The sequence below is a fragment of the Paenibacillus sp. HW567 genome (assembly GCF_000374185.1).
In the GTDB taxonomy this organism is placed as follows: Bacteria; Bacillota; Bacilli; order Paenibacillales; family Paenibacillaceae; genus Paenibacillus_AQ.
In genome coordinates this window covers 3,778,105-3,796,032 of sequence record NZ_KB910518.1, presented here as the reverse complement: position 1 = coordinate 3,796,032, position 17,928 = coordinate 3,778,105, and the positions used below count along the sequence as shown (strand labels likewise).

17 protein-coding genes are annotated in these 17,928 nt (G+C 51.1%); 14 read left to right on the top strand and 3 right to left on the bottom strand.

The features are described from left to right. The first annotated feature begins 35 nt into the window (after positions 1-35). The 6 genes from B212_RS0117360 (at position 36) to B212_RS0117335 (ending at position 8,048) form a co-directional block, all read left to right on the top strand. Complete coding sequence (locus tag B212_RS0117360) at positions 36-1,349, top strand: sugar ABC transporter permease (protein WP_019912218.1); 1,314 nt, start codon at positions 36-38, stop codon at positions 1,347-1,349. Next, a complete protein-coding gene (locus B212_RS0117355) occupies positions 1,346-2,194 on the top strand; it encodes a sugar ABC transporter permease (RefSeq protein ID WP_019912217.1) in 849 nt (282 codons plus the stop codon). The genes B212_RS0117360 and B212_RS0117355 overlap by 4 nt, the downstream gene beginning before the upstream one ends. Positions 2,195-2,336: 142 nt before the next feature. Continuing rightward, positions 2,337-4,394, top strand: coding sequence for a methyl-accepting chemotaxis protein (locus B212_RS0117350; RefSeq protein WP_019912216.1), 2,058 nt, complete (start codon positions 2,337-2,339; stop codon positions 4,392-4,394). A 94-nt stretch (positions 4,395-4,488) separates the two neighbouring features. Beyond that, positions 4,489-5,430 carry a helix-turn-helix transcriptional regulator gene (locus B212_RS0117345; protein WP_028530898.1) on the top strand — a complete coding sequence of 314 codons (942 nt, stop codon included), beginning with the start codon at positions 4,489-4,491 and terminating at the stop codon, positions 5,428-5,430. A 107-nt stretch (positions 5,431-5,537) separates the two neighbouring features. Then, the gene (locus B212_RS0117340; RefSeq protein ID WP_019912214.1) at positions 5,538-7,043 is read left to right on the top strand and encodes an alpha-glucosidase/alpha-galactosidase; all 1,506 of its coding nucleotides are present in this window, start codon (positions 5,538-5,540) and stop codon (positions 7,041-7,043) included. Between the two features lie 78 nt (positions 7,044-7,121). After that, on the top strand, positions 7,122-8,048 hold the full coding sequence (locus tag B212_RS0117335; protein ID WP_019912213.1) for a stalk domain-containing protein: 927 nt from the start codon (positions 7,122-7,124) through the stop codon (positions 8,046-8,048). An 82-nt stretch (positions 8,049-8,130) separates the two neighbouring features. Here the strand turns inward: B212_RS0117335 and yhbH are convergent, their stop codons facing one another. Continuing rightward, the gene (gene yhbH / locus B212_RS0117330; protein ID WP_028530897.1) at positions 8,131-9,291 is read right to left on the bottom strand and encodes a sporulation protein YhbH; all 1,161 of its coding nucleotides are present in this window, start codon (positions 9,289-9,291) and stop codon (positions 8,131-8,133) included. Between the two features lie 347 nt (positions 9,292-9,638). Then, complete coding sequence (locus tag B212_RS0117325; RefSeq protein WP_019912211.1) at positions 9,639-10,004, bottom strand: hypothetical protein; 366 nt, start codon at positions 10,002-10,004, stop codon at positions 9,639-9,641. A gap of 172 nt (positions 10,005-10,176) precedes the next feature. Here B212_RS0117325 and B212_RS0117320 point away from each other — a divergent pair, with 172 nt between their 5' ends. Next, a complete protein-coding gene (locus B212_RS0117320; RefSeq protein ID WP_019912210.1) occupies positions 10,177-10,554 on the top strand; it encodes a DUF423 domain-containing protein in 378 nt (125 codons plus the stop codon). 90 nt (positions 10,555-10,644) lie between these two features. On the opposite strand, the gene B212_RS0117315 is transcribed toward B212_RS0117320, so the two are convergent. Beyond that, complete coding sequence (locus B212_RS0117315) at positions 10,645-11,169, bottom strand: hypothetical protein (RefSeq protein WP_019912209.1); 525 nt, start codon at positions 11,167-11,169, stop codon at positions 10,645-10,647. 221 nt (positions 11,170-11,390) lie between these two features. On the opposite strand from B212_RS0117315, the gene B212_RS0117310 reads away from it, so the two are divergent. The 7 genes from B212_RS0117310 (at position 11,391) to sufB (ending at position 17,860) form a co-directional block, all read left to right on the top strand. Further along, entirely contained in the window at positions 11,391-11,693 is a 303-nt protein-coding gene (locus B212_RS0117310; protein WP_019912208.1) for a YunC family protein, read from the top strand. A gap of 249 nt (positions 11,694-11,942) precedes the next feature. Beyond that, on the top strand, positions 11,943-12,404 hold the full coding sequence (locus B212_RS0117305; protein WP_019912207.1) for a Dps family protein: 462 nt from the start codon (positions 11,943-11,945) through the stop codon (positions 12,402-12,404). Between the two features lie 278 nt (positions 12,405-12,682). After that, positions 12,683-13,465, top strand: coding sequence for a Fe-S cluster assembly ATPase SufC (gene sufC / locus B212_RS0117295; RefSeq protein WP_019912205.1), 783 nt, complete (start codon positions 12,683-12,685; stop codon positions 13,463-13,465). A 27-nt stretch (positions 13,466-13,492) separates the two neighbouring features. Next, positions 13,493-14,794, top strand: a complete 1,302-nt coding sequence (sufD, locus tag B212_RS0117290) for a Fe-S cluster assembly protein SufD (protein WP_019912204.1) — start codon at positions 13,493-13,495, stop codon at positions 14,792-14,794. Further along, on the top strand, positions 14,791-16,017 hold the full coding sequence (locus tag B212_RS0117285) for a cysteine desulfurase (RefSeq protein ID WP_019912203.1): 1,227 nt from the start codon (positions 14,791-14,793) through the stop codon (positions 16,015-16,017). The genes sufD and B212_RS0117285 overlap by 4 nt, the downstream gene beginning before the upstream one ends. After that, entirely contained in the window at positions 16,004-16,444 is a 441-nt protein-coding gene (gene sufU, locus B212_RS0117280) for a Fe-S cluster assembly sulfur transfer protein SufU (RefSeq protein ID WP_019912202.1), read from the top strand. Before B212_RS0117285 ends, sufU begins: the two co-directional genes overlap by 14 nt. 18 nt (positions 16,445-16,462) lie before the next feature. Next, positions 16,463-17,860 carry a Fe-S cluster assembly protein SufB gene (gene sufB, locus B212_RS0117275; protein ID WP_019912201.1) on the top strand — a complete coding sequence of 466 codons (1,398 nt, stop codon included), beginning with the start codon at positions 16,463-16,465 and terminating at the stop codon, positions 17,858-17,860. The last annotated feature ends 68 nt before the right edge of the window (positions 17,861-17,928 follow it).

Below are 17,928 nucleotides of genomic sequence, written 5' to 3'. Positions count from 1 at the left end.
CCTGAATTCCACGCGGAGAGGAGAATGGAAGGGAAATGCAGCGACACCGCAGCAGGGCCGCAATACTGTCGACTATTTTCATGGGATTGGGACAAATATATAATCGCCAATTCATTAAGGGACTTATTTTTATTGCCTTAGAGGCTACGGCCTTGTCCTATTTTATTGCTAATTTGGGAAGAGCTTTTTGGGGCATCACTTCACTCGGAGACACTCCAAGCCATTTGGAAAAGGTAAAGGGAATCGCGAAAATGGTTCCCGGGGACCATTCCATCGTTATTCTGATTCAAAGCTTGATTACACTGCTGTTCTTCGTGTTGTTCCTGATTGCCTGGTATATGAATATTAGGGATGCTTATAAGACCGGAGAAGAACGCGAAGCCGGTTGTCCGTCGAATACATTCAAACAATCCGTGCGATATATTCTGGATTACAAGTTTGCCCAGAGCTTCTTGCTCCTCCCGGGTCTCGGTATTTTGTTCTTCACCATCATGCCGATTATTTTTATGATCATGCTGGCTTTTACCAACTACGCCGCACCGGATCATATCCCGCCGGCGAGGCTGGTGGATTGGGTCGGTTTTGAAACCTTCCGTAATTTGCTTGTTCTTAAATCCTGGAGCCACACCTTTTATGGGGTACTTACCTGGACGATTATCTGGGCGGTTCTGTCAACCGTAACGACTTATTTTGGCGGGATGCTTGTCGCTCTGCTGATTAATCAAAAAGGCATCCGTTTCAAGGGTCTATGGAGACTGATTCTTATTTTGCCTTATGCAATTCCGCAGATGATATCACTGCTGCTGATGCGCAATTTGTTCAACGGGCAGTTCGGTCCGATCAACCAATATCTGGGCTACTTCGGACTGGGCGATCTGCCGTGGTTAACTGATCCGATCTGGGCCAAGGCAACGGTTATTGTCGTTAATATGTGGGTAGGGATTCCAGTCTCCATGCTGCTGATTATGGGTGTGCTGACTACAATTCCGCGTGATATGTATGAGGCGGCCGAAGTGGATGGGGCCACCAATTATCAAAAGTTCCGCATTGTTACACTTCCAATGATCCTGTTCTCCACTGCACCTACGCTGATTATGCAATTTGCCGGCAATATCAACAACTTTAATGCAATCTACCTGCTGACGGGAGGCAATCCGGTCAACGGAAATTACCAGTACGCCGGATCAACGGACTTGCTGGTAACCTGGCTGTATAAGCTGACACTGGATCAGAACAAAAATAATATGGCTTCCGCAATAGGCATTATACTCTTCATCATTGTAGCCGGGTTCTCCCTGTACAATTACCGCCGGACCAAGTCATTCCAAGAGGAGGACATGATTCAATGATCACTCAACGCAAGCTTGCGAGCATTGTTCGCTTGAGCCTCAGTTACATCGTTCTGGTTGCGCTGGCGATTGCTGCAATCTATCCGGCACTTTGGATTCTGTTGGCATCCTTCCGGCCGGGCAAATCTCTATACAGCAAAACGCTGATTCCCGAACACTTCACGTTAGCGCACTACAAGGAACTGTTCACTTCACCGATTTATATGTTCGGGACCTGGTATGCGAATACACTTAAGATCGCCGTATTCTCTATGCTGATCGGTGTGGTGCTGACCCTCCTGACCAGTTATGCGCTATCCAGATTTCGCTTCAAAACCCGCAAGACTACCATGTCGGTACTGCTCATTCTCGGGATGTTCCCTGGCTTCATGAGTATGATTGCGATCTATCTGCTGCTCAATCAGTTCAATCTGCTGGATAAGCATCTGGCGCTGATTATCGTCTATGCGGCAGGAGCGCCGCTCGGCGGTACGCTGATTGCCAAAGGTTTTCTCGACACGATTCCGCGTTCACTGGATGAAGCGGCGCGTATTGACGGAGCGAGCAATTTCGGGATTTTTGCCCGGATTATTCTTCCGCTGTCCCGCCCGATGATCACCTATATGGCGTTGACCCAATTCGTCGGCCCTTGGGTGGATTTCATCTTTGCCAAGCTGATTCTGCGTTCCAAGGAGAACTGGACCGTCGCTGTCGGGATGTGGGATATGGTGAATACGATGCAGAATTCCAATTTCACACTATTCGCAGCGGGGGCTGTGCTGATCTCCGTACCGATTATGATTCTGTTTGGCTTCCTGCAGCGGCTGCTCGTTGACGGCTTAACCGCGGGCGCAAGCAAGGGATAAAATTTCGTTCCTGCATCAATGAAAAACAGGGTACAGCCTTTTGTGGTCTACTGAGGGCTGTACCTTTCTATTTCTAGCTGAAACGGTACCGTTCCCTTAAAGGACGGCTAAGCCGTTTCTGCTTAGGTGAGGAGAGAGAACAATGAAAAGGCCGCTACATATTAGCTTTAGATCGGTAGGCGTCAAATTGTTCGTCATATTATTCTGTACCACTGTCCTGCTGTCCTCCGTCCTGGGCTTGACCTCGTATTCTGTCGCCAAAGGAATCATCACGGATAAGGTTGCGGCGGCGTCCTCCCAGTCGATTGTGCAGGCGGCGGACAAGCTGGATTTCCTCTTTGCAGAATATGAAGCACTCTCAAGGCAATTTGCTGTGGATTCTGCATTAAAAGCGGATATGGAAACGGTAAAGGGTTCAGGAACCGGGACAGTGGCAAAGGTGGCGGCGGAAGACCGGATTCGCCGCAAGCTGGACTCGGTTAAGGGCTCCGATGAGCGGCTGCTCGGCATCCGGCTGGTCTCGAGGAGCCTGGTGGACGCCGAGTCTTACAAATCGACAGGCATCAGCGCCGTCCGCAGCGATGAGGGAATCCTCGCAAGAGTGAAGCAGATTGACGCAGTCAAGGGACAGCCGGTCTGGTTTCCGGTGCGGGCCAAAGGCTTCTTCGATGTGTATGACCAATCCTCCCTGACGATGGGCCGGCTGCTGCGGAATATCGAGCATCCCGAAGCGGAGTATTATATGCTGATTGAGATTAAAGGCAAAGCGCTCACAGATGTCCTGTCCAATCTGCATATCGGGCAATCCGGCGAAATCCGTATACTCGATCCTGCGGGAAGTATTGTATATGGCGCAGACAATGCCCTGCTTGGACAAGCTTCGTACATAAAGCCTGCAGAAGAAAAACCGGCAGCAGCGAAGAAGATGTCCTTTACTGCCGGGAACGAGCAGGGGACGCCGCAGCTAGTAGTCTATCAGCACCTTGCTACAGCGAAGTGGACGCTGATGGGGTATGCACCGGTAAGCGATTTTACCAAATCTGCGGACAGGCTGCTGTACATTACTTTACTGGTGGTGCTGGCGGCGGTTGTGATTGCGTTCTTAATCGGCTACATTCTGGTGCGTCTGATCGGCCGGCCGCTCGGCAAGCTGGTTCGGCTTATGGAAGAGGGCGAGCAGGGCAATCTTCAGGTGCGTACAAATTTCAAGGGGCAGGATGAGATTGGACGGCTCGGGCACAGCTTCAACAAAATGATGGAGCAGATTTCCCGGCTGGCCGGCCAGAGCGGGCGCTCGGCGTCAGAGGTTCTGGTCACCTCGGAGCAGCTAGTGAGCGCGTCCAGTGCCATTTCTGCCCATGCCAGAGAGGTGGCGGCGGCGACCGGCGAGATTGCCGGGGGAGCGGCCAGCCTGGCGGCAGAGGCCGAGAGCAGCAACCGCAGCGTGGAAATGATGAGCCTCCGGATTGGCGAAGTGGCAGAGATCAATACAGTAATGAACACCTCGGCAGAACAGGTGATTGCTGTCAGCGACCAGGGAGCTGACAGGATGAAGACACTGGTCGCCCAGAGCGAATCCACGGTGAAGATGATGGATTTGATCCAGGAGAATTCGATAAGGCTCAGAGAAAGCACGCAACTGATCCGCAGCATTCTCGCGCCGATGATCGCCGTCAACAAGCAGACGAATATCCTGGCGCTTAATGCTTCAATAGAAGCGGTGAGAGCCGGGGCTGCCGGGAGAGGGTTTATTGTTATCGCCGACGAAATCCGCGGGCTGGCGAACGAGTCCAATGAATCTATTGCGTCGGTATCGCGGATTACGGAAGAGATCAGCAGCCATATCGAAAAAACGGTTCAGGCCGTAGGCGAGACAGCTCCGCTGTTCCGTAATCAGATTTCCTCCGTCCGGGAATCTTCTATTATATTTGAGAGCGTCCGGGCGGAAATGGAGCATTTCATCGGCAATCTGAGGCAGTCGCTGACTTCCATCACGGAGCTGACGGAGTGCCAGCAACTGCTCGGAGAATCCATGTCCAGTGTCCAAGCGGTTGTGCAGCAGACCAGCGCTTCCACGCAGGAAGTGGCTTCAATGTCCTCGCAGCAGTTCCTTGTGAGCGAGGAACTCGTGGCTTTGTCCGGCAAGCTGGAGGCGCTGGCTGAGGAGCTGAAGCAGTCGATGGTTTCATTTCAGGGGTAAACTTGTCCCGGAAAGGCTCAAGGGATACACTTGTCGTATACTGATTGGACATGAATATCTTGCTGACAGAGAGGAGGGGACTTCCTTGCCGGAAATGAACGGAAGCCTGTTCCAGCAGGCTTTGCTGGACGGAGAGTATGGTCCGCATTTTTTTGCCTACTATTATAAGCAGTGGAATCCGTATACGATGGCCTACCATCAGCATAACTCAACGGAAATTATGTACCTGATCTCAGGGAGCTGTGTGGTCGATGTGCGGCAGAGTGCGGATGCGGAGGAGCGCTTCCGCCTGAAGCGGGGGGAGCTGATTATGCTTGATGCCAATGTCCCCCACCGGCTGATTGTGGAGGAGGGAGCAGCCTGCCGGATGCTGAATGTCGAATTCGGCTTCACGGCATATGCGGGCGCGGCCCCCTCCATCCGCAGTCTCGCTAGCGAGGAAGCCGACCTTGAAACACTGCTGCAGGAGCCCTTTTCGAGTCTGGTGTTATCGGACCCGGAAGAGGTGTTTCATGTGCTGAAGTCGCTGGTGCTGGAGCTGGACCGGCACGGCATCGACGGAGACGGACAAGGCGGCGGACATGGCGGAATGATGATTCCGCTGTTGTTCTCCGAGCTGCTGCTGCGCCTGTCCAGGCTGCGGCGCGAACAACTGCAGGCGAGCCAGCAGCCGTCTCAGCTCTACGTGCGGCGGGCAATTGAATTTCTGCATCAGAACTATGACCGAAGTATCCAGGTCAAGGAGGTTGCGGCCGAGGTGAACCTTCATCCCGGCTACCTGCACCGGATCTTTCGCGGGCATACCGGACGGACGCTGACGGATTATCTGAACATGCTGCGCATGGAGAAGGCCCGGATGCTGCTGGGGCAAAGCGAAATTCCCGTGGCGGAAATCGCCGATTATGTCGGCATCAGCAGCCGGCAGTATTTTCACCTCCTGTTCAAGAAGTATGCCCGCTGCACTCCGGTGGAGTACCGGAATTCGGTGGAGCGCTTTTCTTGGGCGGATAATCAGCCGGAACCCGAAGAAAGGTGAGGATTGTTGACAGCTTGCTGCTGAATTGGTCATGATATTGGCTACGCTTACTTCAGCCTCCTTGCTACAATGGACAGGAACAATTCATTCATTGGGAGGCAGATGGTATGTCATTTAAAGTAGCTTTTATCGGGGCGGGCAGTATTGGATTCACCAGAGGTTTGCTGCGCGATCTCTTGACTGTAACGGAATTCAAGGAAATTGAAGTCTCGTTCATGGATATTAATGCTCATAATCTGCAAATGGTCACCGAGCTGTGCCAGCGTGATATTAAGGAGAATGGCCTGAAGATTGAGATTCAGCCGACAACGGACCGCAGAGCAGCACTTAAGGATGCCAAGTACGTATTTTGCACTATCCGTATGGGAGGGCTGGAGGCGTTTGCAACCGATGTGGACATTCCGCTGAAGTACGGTGTGGACCAGTGTGTAGGCGATACCTTATGCGCTGGAGGCATTATGTACGGACAGCGCGGGATCGCGGAAATGCTGGACATTTGCCGGGATATCCGCGAGATGGCTGCGCCGGATGTGCTGCTGCTCAATTACTCGAATCCGATGGCGATGCTGACGTGGGCTTGCAACAAATACGGCGGAGTGCACACGATTGGCTTATGTCACGGGGTGCAGCATGGGCATCAGCAGATTGCCGAGGTCTACGGGCTGGAGAAATCCGGGGTGGATATTATTTGTGCCGGGATCAATCACCAGACCTGGTATATTTCCGCGAAGATTAACGGAAAGGATCTGACGGCCGGCCTGCTCGAAGCCTTTGAGAAGCACCCGGAATTCAGCCGGACGGAAAAGGTTAGGATTGATATGCTGCGCCGTTTCGGCTATTACAGCACCGAGTCGAACGGCCATCTCAGCGAGTATGTGCCGTGGTACCGCAAGCGCAGCGGCGAGATCATGGACTGGATTGACCTGGGAAGCTGGATCAACGGCGAAACGGGCGGCTACCTGCGGGTCTGCACGGAGGGCCGCAACTGGTTCGAGACGGATTTTCCCAATTGGATGAAGGACCCCGCGCTGGAATATACATCTGAGAACCGGGGAGAGGAGCATGGCTCGTACATTATTGAAGGACTGGAGACAGGACGGGTGTACAGAGGGCATTTCAATGTAATCAACAACGGGGTTATTGCCAATCTGCCGGAGGATGCCGTCATTGAAGCGCCGGGTTATGCCGATCATAACGGTATTTCGATGCCGCTCGTCGGTGAGCTGCCGCTTGGTCCCGCTGCCGTGTGCAATGCCAGTATCTCGGTTCAGCGACTGGCTGTTGAGGCTGCGGTGCATGGCGATGACAAGCTGCTGCGTCAGGCCTTTATGATGGACCCGCTCGTCGGTGCAGTCTGCAATCCGAAGGAGATCTGGCAGATGGTCGATGAGATGCTGGTAGCCGGAGAGCAGTGGCTGCCGCAATACGGCGAAGCGATTGCAGAAGCCAAGACGCGCCTTGCTTCCGGTAACCTTGTGCCGACACAGGCGGGTAATGCCGGGGCAGCGCGGCTGAAGGTGAAGACAGTGGACGAGATGATGCTGGACCGTGAAGCGGCGAACAAAAACGCCGGTGAATCCGACAAGGGCAAGGACCGCGAGAAGGTTAATTAGGACTTCAAATTAATTAATGGAAGCTGCCGATAAAGTAGAAAGGGGGATTTTAATTATAATGGGGGTATAAGGTATTTAATGAAGAAATTAAAGATGAAGAAATTAAATACGAATAAGATTGCAGTATTCTTTCTGACCTTCATTCTGACGGTTATGTCTTTAGGTCCGGCAGCAGCCTCCGCAGCGGCATCAAACGTGAAGAAGATCCGTGTCTTCGTCCAGAGCGAGGAAATCCATCCGAAGGCGGCTCCTATCGTGCAAGGGGGCAGAGTGTACATCGAGTTCCGCAGTGTTGTGCTGGCTTTGGGATTCAAGTTCAATTACGATGCGGCCAAAAAGGTGATCACAGCAGATTCGGGGGATACTTCCTACAAGATTGACCTTAAATCGGGGAAGACCTTTCTTAACGGACGTGAATTTACCTACAGTAAAGCTGCTCCAATGATACTGGGTTCAGGAGCCGATGTAATGGTTATAAATCATTTGTTCAATGCTGCCTCCAATATCAGAATGAATTATGATGCCGTTCATAAAAATCTGGATGTCTACCGGATTGAAGCAGAGTCTCCCGATGATCTCTCCCTTGCCAATAAGGGAGCGGCTGTTCCGGATGCCGGCAAGGCAGCCATTTATACATTGCTTGATAAATATTTACAAGCAATGAACGAGGAGGATGCACTGGCACTGATGGCGGTGGATCGCTCTCCTGAAGCGCATTATACCAATCTGAATCTGAGCAAAGATCAGGTCAAGCGGCTGCTGGAATACAACTTTCTCAAACACGAGCTGGAGTATACCAAGAAGCAGGCGACCCTTGTCTCATATGGACCGAATAAGGCCACAGTCTATTTTGTTTATACTGTCCGTGACAAGGATGATACGAGTTCAGTGCTAGAACTATTTTATTATCTTAAATCGGTTGTCAAGGCCTCCGATGGCAAATGGTATCTGGATAACAAGGGGGATACTGTGCTGCATGGTGAGCTTTTATTAAGTGACGAATAACTGTCATACGAATAACTGTCCATATTGTTCAAAAGAATACCCGCAGCAAAAGACCTCCACCTTTCCGGGTAGAGGTCTTTTCTTACTGCACAGTGTGCTTTTTGCCAAAAAAGGTCTTCAGCGCCTGATAGACTTCCTTCTTATCCTTGATCACATAATGCATGAACTGCTCCTGCTTGAGGTGGCGGTAGGCGGACATTAAGGTGCTGCTGCGGTTGTATTGATTGACTTCGCCATAGCCGAACATGTTGCTCCGCTTCAGCAGCTCGCCGATCAGCTTCACACAGCGCTCGTTGTCTGAGGTGAGGTTGTCGCCGTCGGAGAAATGGAACGGATAAATATTGTATTTGGATGGCGGGTAACGGCTGTCGATAATCTCCAGTGCCTTCTGGTAGGCTGAGGAGCAGATGGTTCCCCCGCTCTCGCCGCGGGTGAAGAAATCATGCTCGCTGACCTCCTTCGCCTCCGTATGGTGAGCCAGGAACACAATCTCGACCTTCTCGTACTGGCGGCGCAGAAAGCGGGTCATCCAGAAGAAGAAGCTGCGGGCGCAATATTTTTCAAAAGTGCCCATAGAGCCTGAGGTGTCCATCATCGCAATAATGACCGCATTGGAATGAGGTACCATGATATCATCCCAGGTTTTGTAGCGCAGATCGTCCGGGCTGATGCTGTGGATGCCGGGCTTGCCATTGCTGGCGTTCCGCCGCAGGTTCTCAAGCAGGGTCCGCTTCTTGTCGATGTTGGACATCATGCCTTTCTTGCGGATATCGTTGAAGACGATGGACTTGACCTCAATTTCTTCTTGTTCCCTGGGGACCAGATTCGGCAGCTCCATATCCTCGAACAGAATATCCTCCAGATCCTCCAGATCCACCTCCGCTTCTACTGTATCCTGGCCCGGCTGATCACCGGCTTTGTCGCCTTTGCCCGGCTGGGCTGACTGGGAATCACGCCCGAGCACGTCTCCCACCTGGCTGTCGCCGTCTCCTTGACCGACATGCTTTTGCTTGCGGAAGTTGTAGATAATCCGGTACTCATCCAGACTGCGGATCGGCACCTTCACGATTTGCTTGCCGTCAGACATAATAATGTTCTCTTCGGTAACGAGGTCGGGCAGATTATCCTTAATGGCTTCTCTGACTTTCTGCTGATGGCGCTCCTGATCCTGATGGCCTTTGCGGTGAAGGGACCAGTCTTCTTTCGATACAACAAATGCATAATGACCGGATGATTGCGGCAGGGTGACCACCTCCCAAGGAATATAAATCGGTACAGGCACAAGCGGTAACTGAAGAGGCAGGTTGTAACTAAAGTATATTCATGGGGATGGGGGATATGTGAACTGACTTATTCACTGATTTCTTCTTTAATGAGTGTATAGTTGTTCGAACAGATCTTATCGTTCCCTCGGCGGGATTTTCGCTATTGGCAACAACGATGCCGAACCTGGCAATGTCGCCGGTCTTGATGACGGATGACTCTTTGACACGCCCGCAGCCAGTAAAACTATGAAATACAAAGGACCGCTTCCAAATGTTATCGGGAACGGTCCTTGTGTCGCAGCCGTGATATCCGCAACGTTATGAATTATGCGGAGCCTGCATTTACCAGAACAGTCGCAATCATCAGCATGAACAGCAGGAGGATGACACCATTAATAATGGTGCCGATGATTGCGAATACCTTGCGGCGGCTGCGCAGGGTAAGTCCGATAATGCCGATGACGCCCCCGATTACGTTGACCGCTGCAAGGATAAGCACGGATAGTCCAAGGTACATAATTGTCTTAGCGGAGTCGGAGAGGAACTGGTTGTTCTCATTCAGAATTGAAGAAGCCTGAACGCCTACGGATACAAAGGTGATAATGTAACCGATAATTGTAACCAGGGCAATTACGAATGAAGCAATGCCGGGTCCCGAATGTTTGAGAGCATATTTGTTAGGTTCTTCCATTGGCGGCGCTCCTTAATAGATTAGATGAATAATTTTACATTATCCACTTTTCCATAAGACAGAGGCAAATGCAAGCCTTGTCTGCAAAAAGTTCCCTAATGCTCTGCGCTGGAAATAAGCGGTGCCTATAAGTTAAGATAAGGAAAGTCCAATACTAAGGAGCTGCATATCCATGCAACGAAGATTTATAGCCTGGGGAGCCTTGCTGGCCATGCTGTCTGTGGCGATAGGCGCGTTCGGAGCGCATTTGCTCAAAACGGTGATTAGTGAGGATTACCTTCAGGTGTACGAGACCGGTGTGCATTATCATATGATTCATGCGCTAGGCTTGATTCTTATCGGCCTTGCTGCCGGACAATGGGGCGAAAGCCCACGGCTGCTCTGGGCGGGACGGCTGCTTGCTCTGGGGATCATTTTGTTCTCCGGCAGCCTGTATGTACTGAGTATCACGGGGATCAAGGTTCTTGGTGCAATTACCCCTCTCGGCGGTGTGTCCTTTATTGCCGGCTGGATTTGCCTGGCCATCGAAGCCTTTTCCCGTAAAAATTGAAGACTGTATGCTCACCAAATAAGACAAGCACCTACCAAGGGAAATAGTCCTGGGCAGGTGCTTGTCTGTTTGTGTATTCTAGCTGTCCTTTTACAAAAATTCATCAATTTCATTGAGCTTAAAGGTGTACACGTGCTTCTCGTCAACATGGTAGACGCTTATCGAATTGGCCGCTTCATCGAAATTCAGGATCCGGCAGGGCATGGATAACTGCTTGCCTTGGCGGTTGGTCCGTAGCCTGACCAGTTGGTTGTTCTGGATGTATAGTCTGATTTTTCCGTATGCATCCGCAGGGGATTCCCCTGGGGTGTCTTTAGGGGGGCTTTTAGGTGCAGGCAGTTCTGTCTGCTTGTCCGCCTGCTTCACTGGCAATTTAAGTGGAACTTGAGCTGCAGGTGCCGGCTCTTGATTCAGAGCAAGCTTTGCAGAACGGAGGAGGGTGTCAATCGTTCTTCCTAGCTCAAGTCCTGAGTTAATGTTGAAATCGGTGATTTTGTCGCTGCTGTTCAACATTTCAAGAAGATATTGCAGTGCAAGCGGGTTAGTACGGGCATTAATCAAGATGTCGACGTTAAATAAATAATTGCCGTCCGTGTATTGTAGTTTCTTGTCCATATATCCCCCAGCTTTGTCGTTAGACACAATTCAAAACAAATTATTAAAGTATATAAACTATACCATTAATTAACCAATAAGCATATACCTCGACAATTGAAAAAGGGACTATAGTCCTCATTTTATTTGGAATGAGGCCCATCCTTCACACCCTGACCAGCTCTGGAGCATACAAATAAATCGTGCAGGGCGGGGAATGAGAAAATAGGAGGTATTGCAAAATGGTTACAATCGAGCCTATTACTGTAGGCGATCATACATTTGTTGGCGTTGAAGTAAAACTTCCCAAAACAACGCTGCTGTCAATCAACACAAGCCGGGGCTATATCATGTGCGGGGCGCTTGATGTGGGCCTGCTTAACCAGAAGCTTAGCGACCGGCAGATTATTGCCGCCCGTGCGGTGGGTGTGCGTACCTTGCCTGAGCTGCTTGCCGCTCCGCTGGAGTCTGTGACCCATGAAGCAGAGAAGCTTGGGATTGTACCGGGAATGACCGGGGCCGAGGCCCTTCTCTTCATGGCGTAAGGACCGGTCTTACGCTTATTCCGATGAAGGTAAAAGGGGCCGTTCCGGGCCTCTTTTTACTTTGTCTTTCATTAAATATATATATCTAAGTAAGCATAAGGAATTCTGTCTTGGATCATCCTATGTAAATAACCCCTGCATAAGGATATTTGTTTCGACTTGTATGCAAAAGGGTAATTCCAATATAGACAACTGCTGCCGGACCATGACTAGCAGCCGGCTAAATTATGGATAAGGAAGGGATTATTTATGTCTAAAACAACTAAAAAAGTTAGTGCCACTTCACTGGAGCAAGTCCTTAACCGTGAGGTTGCCAATTTGAATGTGCTGTACGTTAAGCTTCATAATTTTCACTGGTATGTAAAAGGGGAGCAATTTTTCACCCTGCATGTGAAATTTGAAGAGCTGTATGATGATATTACACTCAAAATGGACGAGGTGGCTGAACGCCTGCTGAGCATCAAGGGCAGTCCGGCAGCTACTCTAAAAGAATATTTGGAGCTTGCCTCCATTCAGGAAGCTACCGGTAAAGAGGACGCCCGCGGTATGGTCCAGTCGCTGATCGAAGACTTCGCTACCGTAGTTGAAGAGCTTACAGATGGCATTGAACTGGCGGAGCAGACCAGCGATCACCCAACCGCCGATCTATTCATCAAAATCCGCAGCGATCTGGAGAAAAGTCAGTGGATGCTGCGTACATTCCTGGCCTGACCGTCCTTTAGCCAACAGTCGCAAGTACGATAACAGATGAGCCTCCCGCGCGGAGGCTTTATTTTTGTCTTGCTGGAAACATATGGGCAAATGCAAAGAGATGTTTGTAAAAAAATATTCTTTGTAATAAAATTAATGAGAATCATTGATAATCACTATGATTCAATTTATAATTATTTTAATGTGATAAAAAATCTAATTGTGCTGGCAATCAGGGACACCCTGTTACAATACAACTTTCTGATTTCGCAAATTGATGAGTGGAGGGAATATTAATTATGGCAGCAGAATTTGTCATTGAAGGACTGAAGGCGTCGATTGAAGGAAAGGAAATCTTGAAGGGGATTAACCTTCAAATGAAAGGCGGCGAAATCCACGCCATCATGGGACCGAACGGTACTGGTAAAAGTACGCTGGCTTCGGCTCTGATGGGCCATCCCAAGTATGAGGTTACGGAAGGTACTGCCGTGCTGGAAGGCGAAGACCTGCTGGAGATGGCGGTGGATGAACGGGCGCGCGCCGGTTTGTTCCTGGCTATGCAGTATCCGAGCGAAATCAGCGGTGTTACGAATTCTGACTTCCTGCGCAGTGCAATTAACGCTCGCCGTGAAGAGGGAAGCGAAATCTCCTTGATCCGCTTCATCCGTCTGATGGAAGCCAAGATGAAGGAACTGGATATGAACCCTGAGTTCCTGCACCGCTACTTGAATGAAGGTTTCTCCGGCGGTGAGAAGAAACGCAATGAAATTCTTCAAATGATGATGCTGGACCCCAAAATCGTCATCCTTGACGAAATTGACTCCGGTCTTGATATTGACGCGCTTAAGATTGTTGCCGAAGGCGTCAACACTATGCGCAGTCCGGAACGCGGCTTCCTGGTAATTACACACTACCAGCGCCTGCTTAATTACATCAAGCCTGATTTCGTTCATGTGATGATGCAGGGCCGGATCGTGAAATCCGGTGGCCCTGAACTCGCAGAACGCTTGGAAGCAGAAGGTTATGAATGGGTGAAGGAAGAGCTTGGCATTGAAGACGAGACGGTAGGACAAGAAGCTTAAGAGACGCCAGGAAGGAGGAAATCACTTATGACGACGCAAACCATTCTTCCGGTGGATGCACAACTGCTCAGTGAGTTGTCGCAGAGTAGCGGCGAACCGGAATGGCTGAAGATCAGCCGATTGAAGGCACTGGAGCTGGCCGTAGGGCTTGCACTGCCGAAACTGGAAAAAACGCGGATTGACCGCTGGAATGTAAATAACTATGGAAGCTACAAGGCAGGCCAAGCCATTACGGCCCTTAGCGAAGCACCTGTTTCCATTGCCGCCTTGATTAAGGATCAGGAGGAAGGCAGCCTGATTATTCAACGGAATTCGAGTGCTGCCTATGTCCGTCTCGCGCCTGAGCTTGCTGCACAAGGCGTTATCTTCACCGATTTGCAGACTGCAGCCAAAGAGCATAGCGATTTGGTGCAGCGTTACCTGCATACTGCTGTGTTGCCTGACGAGCATTCTATAGCGGCGCTGCATGCGGCACTCTGGAACGGTGGAGTATTCCTGTATGTTCCGAAGAATGTTGTTATTGAGACTCCGTTGCAGGCGGTTCTGCTCACCGATGATGCCGGAGCCGCTTTTGTACCGCATATTCTGATTGTAGCCGAAGCCAACAGCTCGGTTACTTATGTCGACAACTATGTGTCGGACAAAACCGAAGCCGGACTGCATAACGGTGCAGTTGAAGTATTCGTGGGTTCGGGAGCCAAGGTCCGTTATGCAACAGTGCACCAGCTTGGCGAGGACACCACAGACGTAACTTACCGGCGTGCCGTGGTTGATAAAGACGGAACCATTGAATGGATTGTCGGCGAGATGAACTATGGCGATACAGCCAGCGACACCAAGTCGGTGCTGAAAGGCAACGGAGCAAGCTCCGATGCCAAAGTGATTGCAGTGGGATCAGGCTCGCAGAAGCTCAGCTACACGACACAGGCCCAGCATTTTGGCAAAAGCACACCAAGTGACATGATCACCCGTGCGGTTATGCGGGATTCGGCGACTTCCATTATTAACGGAATTACGAAGATCGAGAAGGGGGCGACCCGGGCCGACGGCCAGCAGACGGAAAAGGTTCTGATGCTGAGTCCGAAAGCGCGCGGCGATGCCAATCCGATTCTGCTTATTGACGAAGATGATGTAACAGCAGGCCATGCCGCTTCCGTAGGACAGGTCAATTACGAGCAGGTATACTACCTGATGTCCCGTGGAATTTCACGGCATGATGCAGAAACTCTGATCATATACGGCTTCCTGGCTCCTGTTGTGTCGCAAATTCCACTGGAGGGACTGCGCAATCAGCTCCAATCTCTTGTGGAAAGGAAGTTAGGCCAATGATTAACAGTGCCATCCGGGAGCAATTCCCTATACTGAACCAGAATATCAACGGGCATCCTTTGGTGTATCTGGACAGCGCGGCAACTTCGCAGAAGCCGCTCTCGGTCATTGAGGCAGTCAAATCCTATTATGAATGGGATAACGCCAACGTGCACCGTGGGGTTCACACTCTGGGCAGCCGGGCAACGGACGCTTATGAAGGAGCCCGCGAGAAGCTGGCCAAATTCCTTCATGCCCGCAGCACGATGGAGATTATTTTTACACGGGGTACAACGACGGCTTTGAATCTTGTGGCCGCCTCCTACGGCCCGGCTCATGTGGGCGAAGGCGATGAGATCGTGATTACCCAGATGGAACATCACAGCAACTTCATTCCTTGGCAGCAGCTTGCGAAGAAGACAGGGGCAACTCTGAAATTCATTCCGCTGCAGCAGGATGGAACCATAACGCTTGAGGACGCTGAGCAGACGATTACGGATAAGACCAAGATTGTTGCTATCGCATATGTCTCCAATGTTATGGGCGTTACCCACCCTGTTAAAGAGCTGGCTGCCATTGCGCACCGCCACGGCGCTGTAATCGTCGTTGACGGAGCGCAGAGCACACCGCATATGAAGGTGGATGTTCAGGATCTGGATTGCGATTTCTATGCGCTCTCGGGACACAAGATGCTTGCACCTACAGGCATTGGCGCCTTGTACGGCAAGAAGGCTTTGCTGGAAGCGATGGAGCCGGTTGAATTCGGCGGCGAGATGATTGATGATGTCGGTCTGTATGAGTCCACCTGGAAAGAGCTTCCCTGGAAGTTCGAAGGCGGCACACCGATTATTGCCGGTGCTGTGGGCCTTGGTGCAGCGATTGATTTCCTGCAAGAGATCGGGTTGGACGAAATTCACCGTCATGAGATGAAGCTTGCCGCCTATGCGGAGGAGCGTCTCTCGGAGGTCGAGGGTCTTACGATTTATGGCCCGCGCAGCCGTCAGGTCGGTGTGGTCACCTTCAATCTGGGGGATGTCCACCCGCATGATGTGGCAACTGTGCTGGATGCGGAGGGGATCGCTGTCCGGGCCGGACATCACTGCTGCCAGCCGCTGATGCGCTGGCTGCAGGTCAGCTCAACAGCCCGGGCCAGCTTCTACCTGTACAATTCCGAACAGGATGTAGATGCGCTGGTCCAAGCTTTAATCAAGGCAAAGGAGTATTTCGCCTATGAACTTGGATGACTTGTATAGACGGGTAATTATGGATCATTATAAAAATCCCCGGAATCGCGGTTCATTCGCAGATGACGCGCTAAAAATCGAGCTGAACAACCCTACCTGCGGCGACCGAATTACGCTTCAGCTTAAGGTGGAGGACGGCATCGTCAAGGACGCGCGCTACAGCGGCGAAGGCTGTTCAATCAGCATGTCGTCGGCGTCCATGATGACGGAAGCGGTCAAAGGCCAAACCCTCGGGCATGCGCTTGAGCTGGCGGACCGCTTCTCCTCCCTGATGAAGGGTGAAACCGTAGATTTTGAAGAATATGAAGATATTGAAGCCCTTTCCGGTGTTAATAAATTTCCGGCGCGGATTAAATGTGCCACACTCGCATGGAACGCGTTGCGCAAAGGCATAGATGCCCAAGAGAAGCACCACCAAGAACATTAAAACAAGGAGGCTGACACCATGGCTAAGAAAGCGCCTGATATGGAGGAATACCAGTACGGATTCCGTGACGAGCACAAGTCGATATTTCAGTCTGGTAAAGGACTTACGGCCGAAATTGTGAAGGAAATTTCCGCAATCAAAAATGAACCGGAGTGGATGCTCAATTTCCGCCTGAAATCATTGGAGCAATTCCGCAAAATGCCTATGCCTACGTGGGGAGGCAACCTGGACGATCTGGATTTCGAAGATATCCAGTATTATGTCCGCCCTTCCGAAAAGCAGGGCAAGACCTGGGAGGAAGTGCCTTCAGAGATCAAGGAAACCTTCGACAAGCTGGGGATTCCGGAAGCGGAGCAGAAGTTCCTCGCCGGTGTCTCGGCACAGTATGAATCCGAGGTTGTCTATCACAGCATGCAGAAGACGCTGGAGGATCAAGGCGTAATCTTCACTGACACGGATACTGCGCTGCGCGAGCACCCGGAGCTGTTCAAGAAATATTTCGGCACAATTATTCCTCCGGCAGATAACAAGTTCGCTGCGCTGAACAGTGCAGTCTGGTCGGGCGGCAGCTTCATTTATGTGCCGAAGGGCGTGAAGTGCGAGGTGCCTTTGCAGGCGTACTTCCGCATCAACTCCGAGAATATGGGACAGTTCGAGCGTACGCTGATCCTGGCCGACGAAGACAGCTTCGTGCATTATGTAGAAGGCTGTACGGCCCCAATCTACAGCACGAACTCGCTGCATAGCGCAGTTGTTGAGATTCTGTGCATGAAGAACGCCCGCGTTCGTTATACGACTATTCAGAACTGGGCACCGAACATTTACAATCTCGTCACCAAACGTGCAGTAGCTGAAGAGAATGCCACGATGGAATGGGTGGACGGCAACATCGGCTCCAAGCTGACGATGAAATATCCTGCGGTTGTGCTTAAGGGACGCGGAGCCAAAGGTTCGGTGCTGTCCATTGCCGTAGCCGGCAAAGACCAGCACCAGGATGCTGGCGCGAAGATGATCCATCTGGCACCGGACACGACTTCCACCATCGTCTCCAAGTCAATCAGCAAACACGGCGGTAAAGTAACCTACCGCGGTCTGGCTTCCTTCGGCCGTCAGGCCGAGGGGGCGAAGTCGAACATCAAATGCGATACGCTTATTTTGGATAACCAGTCCACCTCGGATACGATTCCTTTCAATGAGATCATGAATGACAATATCGTGCTTGAGCATGAGGCCACAGTCTCCAAGGTATCCGAAGAGCAGCTCTTCTATCTGATGAGCCGTGGTCTCACGGAGGCCGATGCAACGCAAATGATCATTATGGGCTTCATCGAGCCATTCACCAAAGAGCTGCCGATGGAATACGCGGTAGAAATGAACCGTCTCATCAAGTTCGAGATGGAAGGCAGTATAGGTTAACTCGGGGGAAGTGCTGATAGATCAGGACTTTCGAGTGTTTTTTCTGAAGGATTAGAAGAGTCGTGCCG